Origin of the sequence: Rubidibacter lacunae KORDI 51-2, from assembly GCF_000473895.1 — a bacterium.
Classification (GTDB): Bacteria; Cyanobacteriota; Cyanobacteriia; order Cyanobacteriales; family Rubidibacteraceae; genus Rubidibacter; species Rubidibacter lacunae.
The window spans coordinates 1-16,019 of sequence record NZ_ASSJ01000031.1; the positions used below are offsets into that span (position 1 = coordinate 1).

16 protein-coding genes and 1 pseudogene are annotated in these 16,019 nt (G+C 57.9%); 7 read left to right on the forward strand and 10 right to left on the reverse strand.

All coding sequences use genetic code 11. The features are described 5' to 3' along the window. From KR51_RS21190 to KR51_RS05315, 6 genes are all read right to left on the reverse strand, one after another. Positions 1 to 352: endonuclease V (locus KR51_RS21190; protein WP_198016697.1), on the reverse strand; the 352-nt coding region annotated here is incomplete at its 3' end. A 227-nt stretch (positions 353 to 579) separates the two neighbouring features. Beyond that, positions 580 to 1,044: an SRPBCC family protein gene (locus tag KR51_RS05295; RefSeq protein WP_022605620.1), complete on the reverse strand. Its 465-nt coding sequence runs from the start codon at positions 1,042 to 1,044 to the stop codon at positions 580 to 582. 12 nt (positions 1,045 to 1,056) lie between these two features. Next, positions 1,057 to 2,529 (reverse strand): 9,9'-di-cis-zeta-carotene desaturase, encoded by a 1,473-nt coding sequence (gene zds, locus KR51_RS05300; protein ID WP_040655267.1) that lies wholly within the window; start codon positions 2,527 to 2,529, stop codon positions 1,057 to 1,059. A gap of 470 nt (positions 2,530 to 2,999) precedes the next feature. Beyond that, positions 3,000 to 3,323 (reverse strand): Grx4 family monothiol glutaredoxin, encoded by a 324-nt coding sequence (gene grxD / locus KR51_RS05305; RefSeq protein ID WP_022605624.1) that lies wholly within the window; start codon positions 3,321 to 3,323, stop codon positions 3,000 to 3,002. A 157-nt stretch (positions 3,324 to 3,480) separates the two neighbouring features. After that, positions 3,481 to 3,741, reverse strand: coding sequence for a BolA family protein (locus KR51_RS05310; protein ID WP_022605626.1), 261 nt, complete (start codon positions 3,739 to 3,741; stop codon positions 3,481 to 3,483). Between the two features lie 245 nt (positions 3,742 to 3,986). After that, entirely contained in the window at positions 3,987 to 4,613 is a 627-nt protein-coding gene (locus KR51_RS05315) for a tetratricopeptide repeat protein (protein WP_022605628.1), read from the reverse strand. Positions 4,614 to 4,965: 352 nt separating this feature from the next. Between KR51_RS05315 and KR51_RS05320 the strand changes: the two genes are divergently transcribed. Together KR51_RS05320 and KR51_RS05325 are read left to right on the forward strand one after the other, a co-directional pair. Beyond that, the gene (locus KR51_RS05320; protein ID WP_022605630.1) at positions 4,966 to 5,442 is read left to right on the forward strand and encodes a DUF4079 domain-containing protein; all 477 of its coding nucleotides are present in this window, start codon (positions 4,966 to 4,968) and stop codon (positions 5,440 to 5,442) included. A gap of 90 nt (positions 5,443 to 5,532) precedes the next feature. Further along, positions 5,533 to 7,839, forward strand: coding sequence for a ComEC/Rec2 family competence protein (locus KR51_RS05325; RefSeq protein ID WP_022605632.1), 2,307 nt, complete (start codon positions 5,533 to 5,535; stop codon positions 7,837 to 7,839). A gap of 242 nt (positions 7,840 to 8,081) precedes the next feature. Here KR51_RS05325 and KR51_RS05330 read toward each other — a convergent pair whose 3' ends face one another. Continuing rightward, complete coding sequence (locus KR51_RS05330; protein WP_022605634.1) at positions 8,082 to 8,276, reverse strand: hypothetical protein; 195 nt, start codon at positions 8,274 to 8,276, stop codon at positions 8,082 to 8,084. Positions 8,277 to 8,494: 218 nt separating this feature from the next. Continuing rightward, positions 8,495 to 9,046, reverse strand: a complete 552-nt coding sequence (locus tag KR51_RS05335; protein WP_022605636.1) for a domain found in dishevelled, Egl-10, and Pleckstrin (DEP) — start codon at positions 9,044 to 9,046, stop codon at positions 8,495 to 8,497. Between the two features lie 110 nt (positions 9,047 to 9,156). Between KR51_RS05335 and KR51_RS20890 the strand changes: the two genes are divergently transcribed. Together KR51_RS20890 and KR51_RS20095 are read left to right on the forward strand one after the other, a co-directional pair. Further along, positions 9,157 to 9,282 carry a hypothetical protein gene (locus KR51_RS20890; RefSeq protein WP_269634880.1) on the forward strand — a complete coding sequence of 42 codons (126 nt, stop codon included), beginning with the start codon at positions 9,157 to 9,159 and terminating at the stop codon, positions 9,280 to 9,282. A 266-nt stretch (positions 9,283 to 9,548) separates the two neighbouring features. Beyond that, positions 9,549 to 9,707, forward strand: a complete 159-nt coding sequence (locus KR51_RS20095) for a hypothetical protein (protein WP_022605638.1) — start codon at positions 9,549 to 9,551, stop codon at positions 9,705 to 9,707. Between the two features lie 556 nt (positions 9,708 to 10,263). On the opposite strand, the gene KR51_RS05340 is transcribed toward KR51_RS20095, so the two are convergent. Continuing rightward, a complete protein-coding gene (locus KR51_RS05340) occupies positions 10,264 to 10,731 on the reverse strand; it encodes a DM13 domain-containing protein (RefSeq protein WP_022605640.1) in 468 nt (155 codons plus the stop codon). A 199-nt stretch (positions 10,732 to 10,930) separates the two neighbouring features. Here KR51_RS05340 and gltX point away from each other — a divergent pair, with 199 nt between their 5' ends. From gltX to KR51_RS05350, 3 genes and pseudogenes are all read left to right on the forward strand, one after another. After that, complete coding sequence (gene gltX / locus KR51_RS05345; protein WP_022605642.1) at positions 10,931 to 12,382, forward strand: glutamate--tRNA ligase; 1,452 nt, start codon at positions 10,931 to 10,933, stop codon at positions 12,380 to 12,382. A gap of 730 nt (positions 12,383 to 13,112) precedes the next feature. Beyond that, entirely contained in the window at positions 13,113 to 13,514 is a 402-nt protein-coding gene (locus KR51_RS20895; protein WP_332254503.1) for a transposase, read from the forward strand. Continuing rightward, a pseudogene (locus KR51_RS05350) lies at positions 13,450 to 14,148 on the forward strand (transposase). The gene KR51_RS20895 and the pseudogene KR51_RS05350 overlap by 65 nt, the downstream one beginning before the upstream one ends. Before the next feature lie 651 nt (positions 14,149 to 14,799). Here the strand turns inward: KR51_RS05350 and lipA are convergent. Then, entirely contained in the window at positions 14,800 to 15,708 is a 909-nt protein-coding gene (gene lipA / locus KR51_RS05355; protein WP_022605645.1) for a lipoyl synthase, read from the reverse strand. Between the last annotated feature and the right edge of the window lie 311 nt (positions 15,709 to 16,019).

Below are 16,019 nucleotides of genomic sequence, written 5' to 3' on the forward strand. Positions count from 1 at the left end.
GGGCGATCTTGTGACCGACGGAAACGAACAGCGGCTTGGTATTGGTGCGGCTGCGGAGAACGGCACCGACGCGATCGCCGTTGTCCATTAGCGGTACCCAGGCTCCTTTCTTCGCTGGAACCTCAGTGTGGGTGCCGATTAGTCTGGATTTGGCAACGCCAATTGTGGCGCAATCGCAAATGGTTCCCAGGTGGCAGGCAATGCCAAATCGCCTGGGATGGGCGAGTCCTTGTCCGTCGCAAAGGATGACATCCGGCACGGTTTGAAGTCGGGCGAGGGCATCCAACGCCGCCGGCACTTCCCGAAATGACAGCAAACCCGGTACGTAGGGAAACGCCGTCGGGCGCCGCACGAGTGCCCGTCCACGGGCGTTAGTTCTGGAAACGACAGCACCACGACAGCAGCCCGCGCGATCTGTCCGTTCGCTTCAAAGCCAGCATCCACCCCCGCTACCCTACGAATCGGGTCGGGGAGGCAATCGGCGGTCAATACCTCAGGTGCGAGCGTTTGCTGCAGCGCAATTGCTTCAGCTGCGGTTACCGGCCAAGATTCGGGACGATGAATCTGCACGGGGACTGCTTAACTGACGTCGGTGGGCGGCGGACCGGCGCGGGCAGCGATCGCATAGGTTCGGAAGCGCTCGAGGTCGTTGCGGAGGGTGCCTTCCACGGCGCGACCTAGGAACAGGTTATCCATCAACTGGCCGAGGATGCCGGGGATGGCATAGGCAATCGTCAACTTAACGATGCTGCTGCCCTTGCGATCGTAAAACCGCACCGCGCCGCGATTCGGCAGTCCGTCCACCGACTCCCACTGAATGATCTGATGCGGCACGGTCTGTAGGATCCGCGAGAGCCAGCTAAACTCCAGCCCGCCCGAAGTCAGTTTCCAGCGCGATAGGTCGGGATTGTCCGCTAGCACTTCCACCGATTCGATCCACTGCATCCAGCGCGGCATCTGCTCGAGATCCGACCAGAGCCCCCAAGCCAACTCGATGGGGACGTCCACTTCCACTTGCACGCTATGTTCGAGCCAGTCAGTCATGAGTGCAAAACCTCAGCGTGCGGTAGCGGGTTGGCGATCGCGTGAAAATGGTTGAAACCGTGCCAGGATAGCTCGCGCTGCCTGTTGTCCGGACAGCGTCGCGCCTTCCATACTGTCGATATAATCTTGCTGAGTATAACTACCGGCCAGGAAGAAATTGGGAACGGGCGTTTGCTGCGACGGGCGATACGGATCCATACCTGGTGCCTCGCGATACAGAGACTGTGCCAACTTCACGACGCTGTACCAGGTCATGTTCAGCTCCCGTGCCGACGGGAACAGCTCCCTTACTTGCTCCAGGACGTGCTGAGCGATCGCCTCGTTCTTTGCCTTTATGAACGGATCGCCGGGCGTCAGGACTAGCTGCAGCAGCGACCCTTCACCCTCGCGGTAATAGTCGCCGGGACTGGTTAGGGCGAGGTCTGCGAAACAGGAGAAGTCGGCATCGGGCGTGTAAAGCAAATTATCGATGCCGGCAGCGGTCACGAGCTGCTGGCGCCGCTTGGCATCGTGTAGCTCCGTGACCCACCCGTCGAAGCGCAGCTGCACCGTTGCCACGGGAACGGCATCGAGTTTGTAGATATTGTCGAATTCGGACCAACGCCGCCAGGCTGTTGGCAGCAGGCGCTGGATACCCGGTACATCACACGCCGCCACATAAACATCTGCCGCGATCGCTTCTTCGATATCGCCTTGGGCGACGATCAGCTTGGTGACGCGTGGGATACCGTCGATTTCCTCGTATTGCACCTCCCGGACGCGGCGGCGAATGTGGAGTTTCGCCCCCCGTTCTTCGAGGTAACGCAAAATTGGTTGGGTCAGATAGGTATCCGGCGAGCCTTCAAGCATCCGCAATACCGAGGCCTCGGAGCGTGCTGCAAAGAATTGAAAGATCGTCAGCATGCAGCGGGCGGAAATATGCTCGGTATCGATGAAGCCCAGAGCATAGGCGATCGGGTTCCACAGGCGCTTGAGGCTGCCGATATTCCCCCCGTGGCTGCGGAACCAGTCGGCAAAACTGACGCGATCGAGGTCGCGAATCGTCCGCATCGCGCCATCCAAATCGACCAACCCACGAACGATCGGGCTCGTACCCAGGGCAAGCGAGTTGGCAAGTTTGTCGATCGCCGACAACTGAGACGTCGTAAAGAATGCCTTCAACCCGTTAAACGGCGCGCCCGTCAGGAAGCGAAAGTCCAACTCGCCGGTGCGACCGCCGCGGTTGATGAAGGTGTGAACGTGCTCCTTCAAGCGCAGATTGGCGATCGCGCCGACTTTTTCCATCAGCCCGAACAGCCGGTAGTAGCAACCGAAGAAAACGTGCAAGCCCATCTCGACGTGGTTGCCGTCGGCATCGACCCAGCTGCCCACCTTGCCACCCGCAAACGGTCGAGCTTCGAAGATTTCGACCGCACACCCGGCATCGACAAGCTCTACTGCTGTTGCCAAACCCGCCAAACCCCCACCGACTATCGCTACGCGCATCCCGCCGTTTCGTCCTTCGTTCAGATTCTTAGCGCATTGTAACGGAGGGCGACTCGCGGCGGAATCGGGCGATCGGCTCGTGCCCGGTGCTCCGATCCCGACCGAGTGGGTGATACCGATAGCTAAGGAAGGGAGCGTCTGGACGATTTCCAGAATGGAAGTCCCCATGCACGGTCGTTTCAGGCTTGAAGTGTTCGAACCAGCTCCCCAACTGCTATATCCACAAAAGTTGCGTGCGGATAGCTTGGTGAGAGTTGGCACGGGGTATTCCGGTTGTGCGACCTGGAACGGGAACCCGCGTGATTGGTATGAGCCTCAAAAGTTGCAATGCGGTCGAATTCCTCACTCAACCGCACTATGAAAGGCTCGGACAAGAGCGCCCGACAACAAGCACTGTCGCGAGCGCCCAAACCCCAGAATGCGGCTGGTTAAGATGGGTCGGCGGCAGCGCGCGGGCAAATTCGCCCAGCCTAAGATGCCAGCGCCACTTCCAGCATTTGCTGGAGTTCGCCGCTTTGATAAAGCTCGATCGCGATGTCCGAGCCGCCAACGAGTTCGCCGTTAACGTAAAGCTGCGGGATCGTCGGCCATTCGGAGTACTCCTTGATACCCTGGCGGATTTCGGGATCTTCCAGCACGTCAAGGGTTTCGTAAGGAACGCCAAGCATGTTGAGAATCTGCACGACGTTGTTAGAGAACCCGCACAAAGGCATCAACTTCGTGCCTTTCATGAAGACCATGACTTTGTTTTGCTGGATCAGCGTTTCGATGCGTGCTTTGGTTTCCGGGGTCATAATGATTCGGGGGGTAGCAGCTTGCGTACTCGATTTTCTGCGATTCTAACGAGTTCGGCGGGCGACGCGAAAACCCGATGACCTCAGCTTGACCGACTACACCAGGTCAATGGGTCGCCAGCTTGCCCGGCAGGTTGCGATATCGACTCTCTAACCTCTAGAGAGTCAGTCCGGAGTCCGACCAGGATTCGGGCGTGAAGGTTTTGAGAGCCAAAGCGTGAATTGCTTCAGACGCCAGTTCGGAGCGCAAAGCGCGGTATACAAGTTGGTGCTGCTGCACGCGCGACTTCCCAGCAAACGCTGGCGAAATCACGATCGCCTCAAGGTGGTCGCCCCCACCCGTAAGGTCCTGAACGCGAACGAGAGCATCGGGCAGTTGGGATTCGATAGTGGATTTAACGTGGTTGAGATCGACCATACTTGTTCCTTAAAGGCTGTTTGAAAAATCCACTCGCGCGAAAGCGGTCGCATGCATCGCAGCAAGGGAATAGGACTTTGGGGAACTTTCTATAGGTTGCTCGGGGTACTCGATACCCGGCTGGACTCTTTTCAGACAACCACTTACAAATGCAGCCATACCAAACAAGCGAACGACTTCATTGTAAGGATCTGTCTTGGTCTAGGGACGGCAACGGGCTGTTAAAAGCCTGGATGGCGCATTTTCTAGCGTTCACCGGTCGTTGTGGTCGGTGCGCTCTGGGGCCGGCTACTGCCCGGTGGGAACTGGGTGTCTACAAAGCCCAGCTCAAATAGCTGGCGATAAGCTTTCTGACCGAGTTCGGACGTGGGGTTCTGCGATCGCACTACTTGGACGAGCAGCGGAACGGCGAGTTCGGGTTCCCCCTTAGCGCGGTGAACGAGTGCGAGGCGATAAGTAGCTTCGTCGCGCAATTGTGCAGTTTGGACTGCCTGCTGGCGCTGGCTCTCGGCAACGCGGAAGTCGATGCCCTGGAAGCTACTGGCAAGTTGTTGATAGAAATTGGAAAGCTGGTTGAATACGCGCCGGGCATCGAGGAGCCGTTCCTCAGCGAGGTCGTAATTTTCAGCATCGATCGCTTCCCCGGCCTCGGCTAAAAGGCGCTCGCCACCTTGCAGGCTGAGTAGGCTATCGGGTTGTGCAAGCGGGCGCGCCACCTCTTCAGATACGTCCGTACCATCTCCCTCAGTTTCTGCGGCGGCGTCATTTACTTCGACGGCGGGCGTTTGGGCGCGGACGGTGCTGGTGGCGCAACAGAGTACGCCAACGGTCAGGCAGCTTAGCGCGAAGTGAGAGAGCGGTCGCATCAACATTGCACGGTGCGGGAGGGGTTAAAACTTGACTTGGCGATCATATCATCTCAACGCAACCCCCCGTCCGAGCCCGAGCACGAGCGCCTTAGTGGAGTGACCCATACCACCGGGTTGGCGTATCGCTGGTGCCTGGTTGAAGCCATTGCTGCATAGCTCCGGGGTCGCGGCCGTCCCGATTTCGGTCCCGCGAACTCGCGCCTTACTGCTCGATTGAGGCGATCGCGCGATCGCGCACCTCATCCATACCTTCGATTAAATTTAACTGGCTGGCAGTTGGTTCCGAGCAGGTGTGGCCGTCGATAGATTGCTGGTGGATCGATTAAGGTGACCGAATGATAGTGAGAGCGGAACCATGGATTTGCGTGCGTTTTTAGAGCCGATCGCGAATTTCTTTAACGGGTTGGGCGTGCCAGAGCCAATTGTGCATTGGGGACATCCGATAATGATGGCGATCGTAGTGTTTGCGATGGGCAGCTTTGTCGGGTTGACGGGCTGGCGCGGTCGCGTGGTAACGGATGGCAGCACGGCAGTGCAAAGCCGCGCCGATCACCGCAAGCTCGCGCCTTGGATGTTTGCATTCATGGCGGCAGGCTATACGGGCGGTTTGTTGGCCTTAGTGATGCGCGACGAACCGATTTTGAGCAGCCCGCATTTTTGGACGGGGTCGGTGGTACTTGTGCTACTGGCAGTGAATGGCGCGCTCTCGCTGAGTGGGTTTGGTGGCAATCGTTCGCAGTTGCGAACCGCTCACGCTTATCTGGGCAGCGCTGTGTTGTGCTTGATGTTTGTGCACGCACTGCTAGGGCTGAAGCTGGGCTTGTCGATTTAGTCGGGCAATTGCATCTGAAAGCGACCGGCGGCGATCGCTGATGGCATCGCGGCTAGAGTGGGGCCGGACCAGACGCGCTGGAGCAACAGCATGGAGCGATCGCGGTCGGTTTTGTGGGGATGGGCATACATCGGTGGGCTGCTGGCGGCTGACGAGTTCGGGCTGGCGGCGGCCGTGCTGCACTGGCCGTCGGCGATCGCGGTAGCTGCGGTGCTGGCGATCGCGGGTGGAGTGGCGGCGGCAACGATCCCGCGGCGCTGGCGGCGGGGACCGCAACCGACCGCGTGGGTGACGGCCGGCGCGATTGCGGCCTTGGCGGTGATTTACTTGCATGCTCGCGTGCCGCAGCCGGGTCCGACCGATATCAGTCGCTTGTTCCAGCCGTTGTCCGAGTCCTCCAACGGGGTTACCGCGCCGGTAAATTATCTGGTTGGGACAGTCCAAGGTAGGGTACTGACGATTCCGCGCCAGTCGCGAGCGGACACCGCGCGTTTCGAGCTGGCGGTCGAAGAGTTCGAGCGGCGGGATGGGCCTTTGCAAACGGTGGGCGGCAGGTTGTACGTGAAGGTGCCGCGAGTCGCGGCGGCCGACGTGCTACCGGGACGGACAATCGCGGTAACAGGCGGCCTGTACCGACCGCGTCGGCCGGCCAATCCGGGGGCGTTTGACTTCAGCGCGTACCTGGCGCGGCGCGGCATTTTTGCTGGATTGTCGGCAGACGACGCTGAGGCGATCGCGGTGCTAGATCGGGCGATCGCGCCGGGTTGGTGGCAGCTTAGACGTCGCATCTCGTCGGCATTTGTCCGGGGGGTAGAGTCCCCGCGCGGTGAGACGATCGCCTCGGTGACGCTCGGGCGGCGCGCGACCGATCTACCGCCGGAGGTAAGCGATCGCTTCATTCGGGTTGGGTTGGCGCACGTGCTGGCCGCGTCGGGGTTTCATGTAGCGTTGCTGCTGGCTGCAGTGTTAGCAGCGACGCAGCGGTTCGTGCGGAGCTGGCGCGTCGGGATCGGGCTGGGTGTGCTGATGCTTTATGCAGGGCTGACGGGCGCGTCGCCGTCAGTGCTGAGAGCGGCGTTTATGGGTGCGGTAGTGCTGGTGGCGATGGCCGGCGATCGCAAAGTGAATGCCGTTGGTTCGCTATTGTTGGCAGCCGTGCTGTTGCTTCTGGTGAATCCGCTATGGATCGCAGATTTAGGGTTTCAGCTGAGCTTTTTGTCCGCGCTGGGACTGCTGGTGACAGTCGAGCCAATCGCGTGGTGGCTGAACTGGTTGCCGGTGCGGATTGCGGGGATCGTTGCTGTCCCGGTGGCGGTATTGCCGTGGGTGCTGCCGCTGCAGTTGCATGCATTCGGGGTCGTCGCTCCCTACAGCATCGTTGCCAGCATCATCACAACTCCACTAGTTATCCTCGTGAGCTATGGCGGGATGTTGGGCGCTGCAGCGGCAGCCATCTGGCCGGTTGCCGGCAGCGCGATCGCTTGGATAGTTCAGTTCCCGACGCTGATGTTGCTGGGAGTGGTGAGTTGGCTCGCGAGTCTGCCAGGAAGTACTCAGGCGCTGGGCACGATCGCCTCGTGGCACATGGGATTGTTATACCTCGCGATCGTAGTCATTTGGCAGTTCGCACGCGTGCGGCGGGTCTGGCCGTTGGTATTGTTTTTGGCGATCGTGTCGGTATTGGTGCCAGTGGTGGTGGCGCGCGCGACGTTGCAGCAAGTAGCAGTCCTAGAAGCCGGGCGCGAACAAGTTACCGTCGTGCGCGAACGCGGGACGGTGGCGGTGCTGGTGGATGTGGCACCGGAGCGGGGCAACGATGATGAGGCGGTGGAGCGGATGCGCGTGCGCGCAACCAATGTGGCAACCTACACGGTGCTGCCGTTCCTGCGCCAGCAAGGGATCGATCGCATTGACTTGGGCGTGGCGCTGTCACCGGAGGCAGCAGCATGCTGGTCGGAGATCGCCGAGGAAGTTGCGGTTGGGGAGTTGTGGACCGAACCGCTGGCAGTTGGAGAGCGGTTCGCTCTGGGCGACAGCGCGATTGCAGTGCGCCAAGTGGAGCCGCTGCTGCTGTCGATGCAGTTGGGCACAGCGTCGTGGGTGATTTCGGGCGATCGCCTTGGAGATTCCCAGTGCCGGTCGCGATCGCTGCAGGCGGCTGAAGTGCTGGATGCAGACGTGTTGTTGTGGACGGGCAGCCCGATAGATTACGACTGGCTGCGCGCGCTCGATCCGGAGGTGGCGATCGCCTCGGCGCGATCGGTGGCTCGCTGCGCTCGCCGCCAACTCTACCGCCAAGCAACGGATGTGCTGTGGACCGGTCGCGATGGCGCGCTGCTCTGGACACCGCAGGGGGGATGGGAAACGTTCCGCAGTCGCGAGGCAATTGGCGATTAGCGGTTCGACGCTCCTAGTTGGGTCTGGCTGCGGCCCGATGCCACACTCTCGCCAGCACGCGACGCTCGTTACCGCTGGTATCGATCCATCAACCCCGCTACCAGGTGGGCACCTTCTACAGCCACACGTCTAAGCAAAACGTTGAGATGTGCAGAATCTTGAGAGTAAGTGTCACCATGCAACACTACTTTGAGGTGCGTCAGTGAAAAAACCAAGTTCGCTCGCGATCCCTGTTCCCGCAATCACTGAAACAGCTTAGGACCGATGAAGGGGGCAAGCACTAGCACCACCTTGAGCGCCAAGGGAGCCAGAAGTAAGCTCAGAACACCGCAGATTGCTGCCACAGCTACTGCCGCAACTCTGACAATCTCCTCCTGAACGCTCAGGCTCAGAAGGGTTGCAGCTACGGCAAGTACCAGCGAAATCAGCAACGGCATAATCTAATACCAATAATTCAATCCACTCAAGAGAACTACCGACCTCAGAAGCTTCAGGTGCGGATACCGCCGCATGTCAATTTAGTGTGGGTATCTGCTTAAGGCAAAGTAGAGTTCGTATTGATAACTTCATTAACAAATATAACGTTGCCAAGCACCTGTCAACCGCGTGAAGGAGAGATCTCGCCGTCTGATATGGCTTGGGTGTCCGCAAATCATCACTCATCATGATAGAAACGATAGAGTAATCGGTCGTCTTCGCAGGCGCGAACGCCCGTGACGTTGAGCATCCAACCCTCAGCAATTAGCCTATGCCCGAGGCTCAGAGCATCCGCTCGCGAAAGATGAAGATGCGATTTTAGCCAGGCAGTTGCCTCGCTACCTCGAAAACAGCGTGGGTACACGCGACAGCGATAGCGCCTGCTCTTAATACTTACGCCGGTTGGCGATCGCATTTGCGCGACGAGTATCTTGAGATCGATCGCTGCCACAAGATTCTCGTTCGAATCGCCGCGGCGGGCAGTGCGATCCTGGTACCAAAGGGTCCAGGCATTGCGATCGTCCACAAGCAGCACGTACACTTTTCCGTCGAATGCTTCGAAGTGCTGGCGGCTTAACTGCACGGCAGCATCGCGACGGTGGAGTGCGATCGTTTCACCCTTAATAAACAAACGCCCTCGGTACTCAGCTCCCGGCACGACTTGTATTGTTCCACCGACCTGCTGTACGAGCGGGCAATATTCGAGCTGGCTGGCTTCCAGAATCAGCATCGCTATTTCCGCATTGCCGCTCCGCACCTGAGCTCGGCGACTATAACCAAGACTACTTGCAGAGGACCAGCTGCATCTGCAGGCTTCACGCAGCCCGCAATTTGGAGCCCGTGAGGATCCTGCCGATCGGTCCGCTATCAACGCAACTGCAGCCGGGTAAATACGAACTGAAATCGCGACCGGGCGCGTCAAACGTACATTTCAATTCCCTACACGACCTGTTGCACATCGCATAAACAGTTTTGAGTTTGCTGTATATGCAAGTATTTAGAATTGCACATGATGCAGCAGATGACGCGATCGAAAACACACTATAGCTGAGATCTCAGCACCTATCGGTTTTGAAGATTCGAACCTGGCTGCCATTCCGATACAAAACTTATCTTCAGTAAAAGTTATTCGTGCAACAACGAATCCCATTGGTTATGGGTCGCAATCGAGCGGGAACTTCCGGGATACTGGGATAGCGACGAGCAACGACAATAGTCCTGATGGAGTGCCTATGTCTTGGCCGGAATTTCTGTTGATGACGCTGTTCAATGCGGCTGCCTGCATTCTCTTGCCTCGAGTCATTACGATCGACTGGGCAAGATTGCTCGGGCAGTGGGCAGGATCGGCACTCCCAGACGCTGATGATGTTCCTACGGCTCCGGCCGAGTAGAGCTTAGACGCCCACAACCCTAAACTGTTGACTAGTTGACATGGCAACGAGCGGTTGAGCTATTGCCCGATACGAGCACCAGTAGTGCGCAACTATTGCCAGCCTTATCGATTTAGCAAGCACAGCCGGAACTTCTTTACGTAAATCCGGCTGTGCGGCATTTAAGCTATTTATCAAAATTTCGAGTTGGAGGTGCAACTGATAGTGCCGGAGGCAATCGACCTCGGCACCTTTTGCAACCCCGCTGTTCGGGGTGCTATTGGCAATCGCCGATCTAGCTAATTGTCTAGCTAAGGTTGCTCTATAGGATACCGAATTGGATCTCAACCAGTTGCAGGAAGATATCGTCTGACAAAGTTTCTGCGATCGAACAGCCTCAGGCACTCGTGCTACGGCGGAGTTCTGCGGCTCTAACGCGGCCGATGCGATAGTCTCCGGTAGAGTCGGCGAAATCCGTAGTGGCAGGTAGGCGATCGTGCTGAATCCCAAACAGATTAACTCAGTGGGTTTGCCCAGCCGAGCTAAAGGACTAGAGCGACGGGAGCGACAGCATTTCTTACTCTATTAAAGTGGCATATCCGAAGGTGACGTTGAACGCTCGGCACCAGATTGCAACAGCGCTGAAGTCGTCGAGGTCGAGGTCGTTGGGGAGGACGTAGCGCTGAGTGCCCTCAAAGCTTTGCAGCGCGGCAAGCGTTACATAGCGACTTGCTTCAAGATTCACCGGCACCGAGGTGCCGCGATAGAGCACGACTTGTACGTCCGGTCCCTCAGCAGTTGTAAAGCCGGAGTCGAAGACCAGGACCCGGCGGTTGTTTTCCAAGACAATGCGCGCTGTTCCTTTGGTGGGATGGTCTTGCTCTGTGGTGACAAAAGTTCCGCTGGCAATGAGATTGGTGTTTTGAGCAAGCTGAACGCGAGTTTCGCTATGACGGACTGAGGAGAGTTCGCCGGCCGAAATGGCAGGAGCGTAGGCCGAGGCAAGCATTAGTAGCGAAAGGGTTCCAAAGACTAAGCGTTTCATCGCGTGTTCCTCTGAGGGGTTGTGCGGGATCGATCGCTGACAGTTCCTAAAATGCGATCGGCGTCTGAGTGCAGACTGACTGGGAACTAAGCTGAGGCTAATCCTTTGCTGAGGGCCGGCTGAGCGCGCGATCGCGCCGTCTTCCGATCCCAAGTGGGCGATCGCTACAATGGTCGGGTCCTTTTCGGCTGCGCCCGTCATGTCCGTCAGAGTCCGCATTGCTCCCAGCCCCACCGGCAAACTCCACATCGGTACCGCACGTACGGCCGTGTTCAACTGGCTGTTCGCCCGCCATCACGGGGGCACGTTTATCCTGCGCGTGGAAGACACCGATACGGCGCGATCGCGTCCGGAATTCACTGAGAACATCAAGGCGGGACTGACCTGGCTCGGTATGACTTGGGACGAAGGACCGTATTTTCAATCCGAGCGCTTGCACCTATATCGCGAGGCCGTCCAAACGCTGCTCGATAAAGGTCTGGCTTACCGCTGCTTCACCTCGGAAGAAGAGTTGAAAGCCTTACGCGATCGCCAACGGGCGGTCAACCAAGCGCCGCGCTACGACAACCGCCACCGGGACCTCACACCAGAGCAATGCGCCGCTTTCGAAGCCGAAGGCCGGCGGCCGGTGATTCGCTTCCGCATCGATGACGATCGCGAGGTCGTCTGGGACGACTGCGTCCGCGGTCGTGTGGCTTGGCAGGCAGGGGATCTGGGCGGTGACATGGTCATCGCACGGCGTTCCGAGACCGAGGATTTCGGACAACCTCTGTACAACCTGGCGGTGGTAGTGGACGACTTAGAGATGCAGATCTCCCATGTCATTCGCGGCGAAGACCACATTGCCAACACCGCCAAGCAAATTTTGCTCTACGAGGCATTTGGCGCGAAGGAGCCAGCTTTCGCGCATACGCCGCTGATCCTCAACGAGCAAGGTCAAAAGCTATCCAAGCGCGATAACGTTACGTCGATTTTCGACTTTCGCGACCTGGGTTTATTACCCAAGGCAATGGCAAACTATATGGCACTGTTAGGCTGGACGCCTCCGGATTCGACCCAGGAGCTCTTCACGCTCTCCGAAGCCGCCAAGCTGTTTAGCCTCGATCGCGTCAGTAAAGCCGGGGCTAAGTTCGACTGGGCGAAGCTGGATTGGATCAACAGTCAGTATTTACACCACCTACCCCCTACCGATTTGGTCGAGCTGCTGGTGCCGCGCTGGCAAGCCGCTGGGTTTGCCTTCGACCTAGAGCGCGATCGTCCCTGGCTGGAAGATATGGCTGCGCTGATCGCCACGAGCCTGACGCGCCTGAGTGACGCAACCGAGCAAAGTCAGGTGTTTTTCGCCAAGACACTAAGTTTCAGCGACGCTGCGACCACACAGCTCCAGCAAGACGGCGTTGGCGCTATCCTTCAAGCAACGGCGGACAGGCTGGCCGACCGCTCGCCGTTCGATCTGGAATCCGCGCAAGATTTGGTCAAACATGTGACGAAGGCCTGCGGCGTGAAGAAGGGCGTCGTAATGAAATCCTTGCGGGCTGCCCTTACAGGCGACCTACGCGGTCACGATCTGATGCAGTCGTGGTTGCTGTTCAACCGCCGCGGTCTTGATGCGTCGCGTTTGCAGGATGCGCTCGCGATCGCCAAAAAGTAAGCGCCCTTACTTACGGAGGACACATAGCAACGATACGTGCGCGAGCGCAAGCCCTTATGGAATTCTTGCAGCTACGAGAAACCGAGCCGGCAAAGTGAGTTTGTCGCTGAAGAGATCCTACAAAAGCCGATGCCGAAACGGCAGCAGGGTTTGTTGCAAATCGAACTTGGGTAAACAACTACACTTGCAGTGGGGGCGCAGCGCGGGATGCTAGTGCTCTCCAAGCTGTGCTGCATTGTCGGCGATCGCCTCCCCGTTCTCTATCTGGTTAGGGTGCTAAAGCAACGTTTTCCGCGTGATGAAACCAGGAAGATTGCCAAAGATTCGATATAGCTTCGAATGGGGGCATCCAGATTCTCTTGCCGTTGAATCTAGCATCACGCCGCAATGCTAGTAGGTTCACTGTTCGGGAAAAGCTTTAGCTAGCCTAGCTTAAGCCGGTAATACTAAATCCGGGACAATGTGATGCGAGTAGTGAGCCTGTAAATGTTTTTTGTGTAAGCGGTCAGAGAGATAACCCAATAGGAGACCGCAACCCATGCCCAGACGCGAGTCAGAACCCTCCGAAGCCGACCAGCTTCTCAACCAACTCCTGCAGCATTACTCCGGTCCCTAGCAAATCCTCGGCGAGCATGGGCTGCTCAAACAGCTCACCACCCGTTTGGTCGAACCCGCCCTCCAAGGCGAATTGACCCACCACCTCTAGCAGCAGGCTGCCGATCCCAATGCCCTGCCCAACAGTCGCAACGGCGACTCGCGCCAAACCGTCCACAGCAACCAAGGCAGCCTCGAGCTGCAGATTCCGCGCGACCGTCGCAGCGAATTCACGCCCGTCCTCGTGCCTAAAGGTCAACGTTGCCTAGCGGGCATAGACGAGAAGATTCTGGCACTCTCCGCCCGTGGGAGCAGCACCCAGACCTTCAGGCACAACTGCGCGACCTCTATGGTGTGGACATCTCCCCGAGCTGGTCAGTCAGGTCACCTATACCGTGCTGGCCGAGCTGCGCCAGTGACACTCTCGCCCGCTAGCGGCAATCTACCCAATTGTCTGGCTCGATGCCCTGCGGGTGAAAGTCCGCCAACCAGGACGAGCGGGTGCAGTCGGTGTCGATTTATCTGGGGCTGGGGGTGACCCTGGATGGGCAGATGGAAGTGCTAGGGTGTGGCTGTCGCCGAACGGGTGCGCCAAGTTCTGGTTGTCGGTGTTGAGGGACCTGAAGAACCGGGGAGGGGAGCGCATCTTCATCACCTGCGTCGATGAGCTGAGCGCGTTTTCCGAGGCGATCGCCGCGACATTGCTCGAGGCCGGGGTGCAACTGTGTCTGGTGCCCAGGTGTGCAACTCGCTGCATTACGTTGGCTGGAAGCAGCGCAAGACCCCCAGCAGCGGACCTGAAAGCGATTTACCGCGCGGCGACGGTAGCTGTCGCCGAGGATGCGCTAGCAGAGTTCGCCGAGAAGTGGGATCCCACCGACCCGACCATCAGCGCGATGTAATTGCGGCACTGGGAGCAAGTCATCTCGTTCTTCGATTACCCGCCAGAAATCCGGCGAGTGATTGACACGACCAACGCGTTTGAATCGCCGAACGACTCGTTGCGGAAGGTATTGAAGACCAAGGGGTCATTTCCGTCAGAGGCAGCAGTCTTCAAGTTGCTCTACCTAGCGCTGGAGAAGATTGACGATAAATGGACGATGCCACTGGCGAACTGGAAGGTAGTGCTAGCGCGATTTGCCATCGAGCATCCCGAGTGCTTCACCGACTGAGGTCTACTTGCTTACACAAAAAACTTGACACCCCCTCATCGAGCCCTCCTTGTTCTTTCTTCGCAAACACCAGCTTTTGTCCAAAGTCCAGATCGAATCGGTTCCCCCACAGGGCAGGGATCGATCGCATCGGGGTCAACCTATCCTGTGGTCTAACATCCGGGCGAGCTGACTCGACCTACCTAGCCTGGATTATTCACGAACTCTTATGCCGAGACCTTAAACCTTTTGCCGTGCAAGGCTTGCAGGCTTTTTTTTCTCAATGACAGTGCTTTCTATACACGCAGATTGGAGCCTATTCAGAGCAAGGGTTTGAGGCTGCGTCAAAATTTTCGTGAATAATCCAGTCTAGATCGCGTTTTCTGGCTAAGAAAGCCTAAACCCCTTACAAAACTGTTGGCAATCTTCGGAAATAACGGGCTCTGTCTACCCAGAAGGTGAACGAAAACCTATGCTTAACGGTTGGCGCTGTCGTTCCAGCTTCTATCGCTAGCAATCGACTTAAACTTTTACCAAACTTGGTATTGCGAGGAGCAGCTTATCTAGAACTCATCTTAGATCGTTGCTCCTCGGGCAATAACCGTTGCCGAATTGCAACCGCCTGGGCGATCCCGCCAGGCAGACCGTTGGGGAGAGTGCGATGCGATCGGGTCAGTCAACTTCGCCTGCGTGATAAGAGCTGCGTACCAACGGACCCGAACGGACGTGGGTAAATCCCTGTTCCCGTGCCAGACTACCCAGACGGTCGAATTCCTCTGGAGTCCAGTATTTCTGCACCGGTAAATGCGCCAGCGATGGGCGCAAATACTGCCCCAGGGTAAGGCGATCGCAACCGACCGAGCGCAGGTCGTGCAGAGCATCTAAGACTTCGGCTTCGGTTTCGCCCAGCCCCAGCATCAGCCCAGATTTCGTCGGTACGCTAGGATCGCAAGCTCGCACGAGCCTCAACACCTCAAGCGAGCGTTCGTATTTTGCCCCGCGACGTACCGGACCTTGCAAGCGCCGAACGGTTTCGAGGTTGTGGTTATAGCACGCAGGTCGGGCTTTCACTAACGTCCGGACGCGATCGCGTTGCTGCTGCACGGCATCACGGCCGCCCCAAAAGTCAGGCGTCAGCACTTCAATTTGCGTCTGCGGGCAGTGTTGGCGGATTGCCTGCATCGTCTTTACAAACCAACTCGCACCTCCGTCGTCGAGATCGTCGCGGGCCACCGCTGTTAGCACTACGTAGTGCAATCCCAGTATTGCCACGGATTCAGCCACCTTCTGGGGTTCCTCCGGGTCGAGGGATTCCGGTGCGCGTCCTTTGTCAACCTGACAGAATCCACAGGCACGCGTGCAGGTCGGTCCCATCAGCAAAAACGTTGCCGTACCTCGCGAGTAGCATTCACCGCGATTAGGGCAACGTCCTTCTTCACAAATCGTATAGATCTGACGTTGCTTGACAATCTGCTGCACGTTGGAGATTTCGCTGGCGTTGCCGAACGGGCGCCTGAGCCAGGGGGGTAAGACGGGATGAGGTAATCGCAGCGACCCAGGTAATGGTGGGATTGACGTCATAGTGTATGCGCGATCGATTGAGGTGCATTGCAGGATCGAGGCTCGGGCAGATGCGCCTCTGGAGGTCGAGATATTCCGAATTCGTTTGGCATGGTGGCGACAGCTTTGGGCGGTCGTTGCAACCCGCTCCAGCATGGTAGCCAAGACCGCGCCTCTCAACTGTTGTAACGAGTGTTACTGGCGGGTAAACTTTCGCTGAGGAAGCGTGCTGCAGAATTGCCTTCGCCCCCCATTCGAAGTGAGAGGAGTGTTCGATTCTTTGAGTGGGGTTTGGGAATATGCCCGCCCGCTGCCGAGCGCCGTTGTTTTTC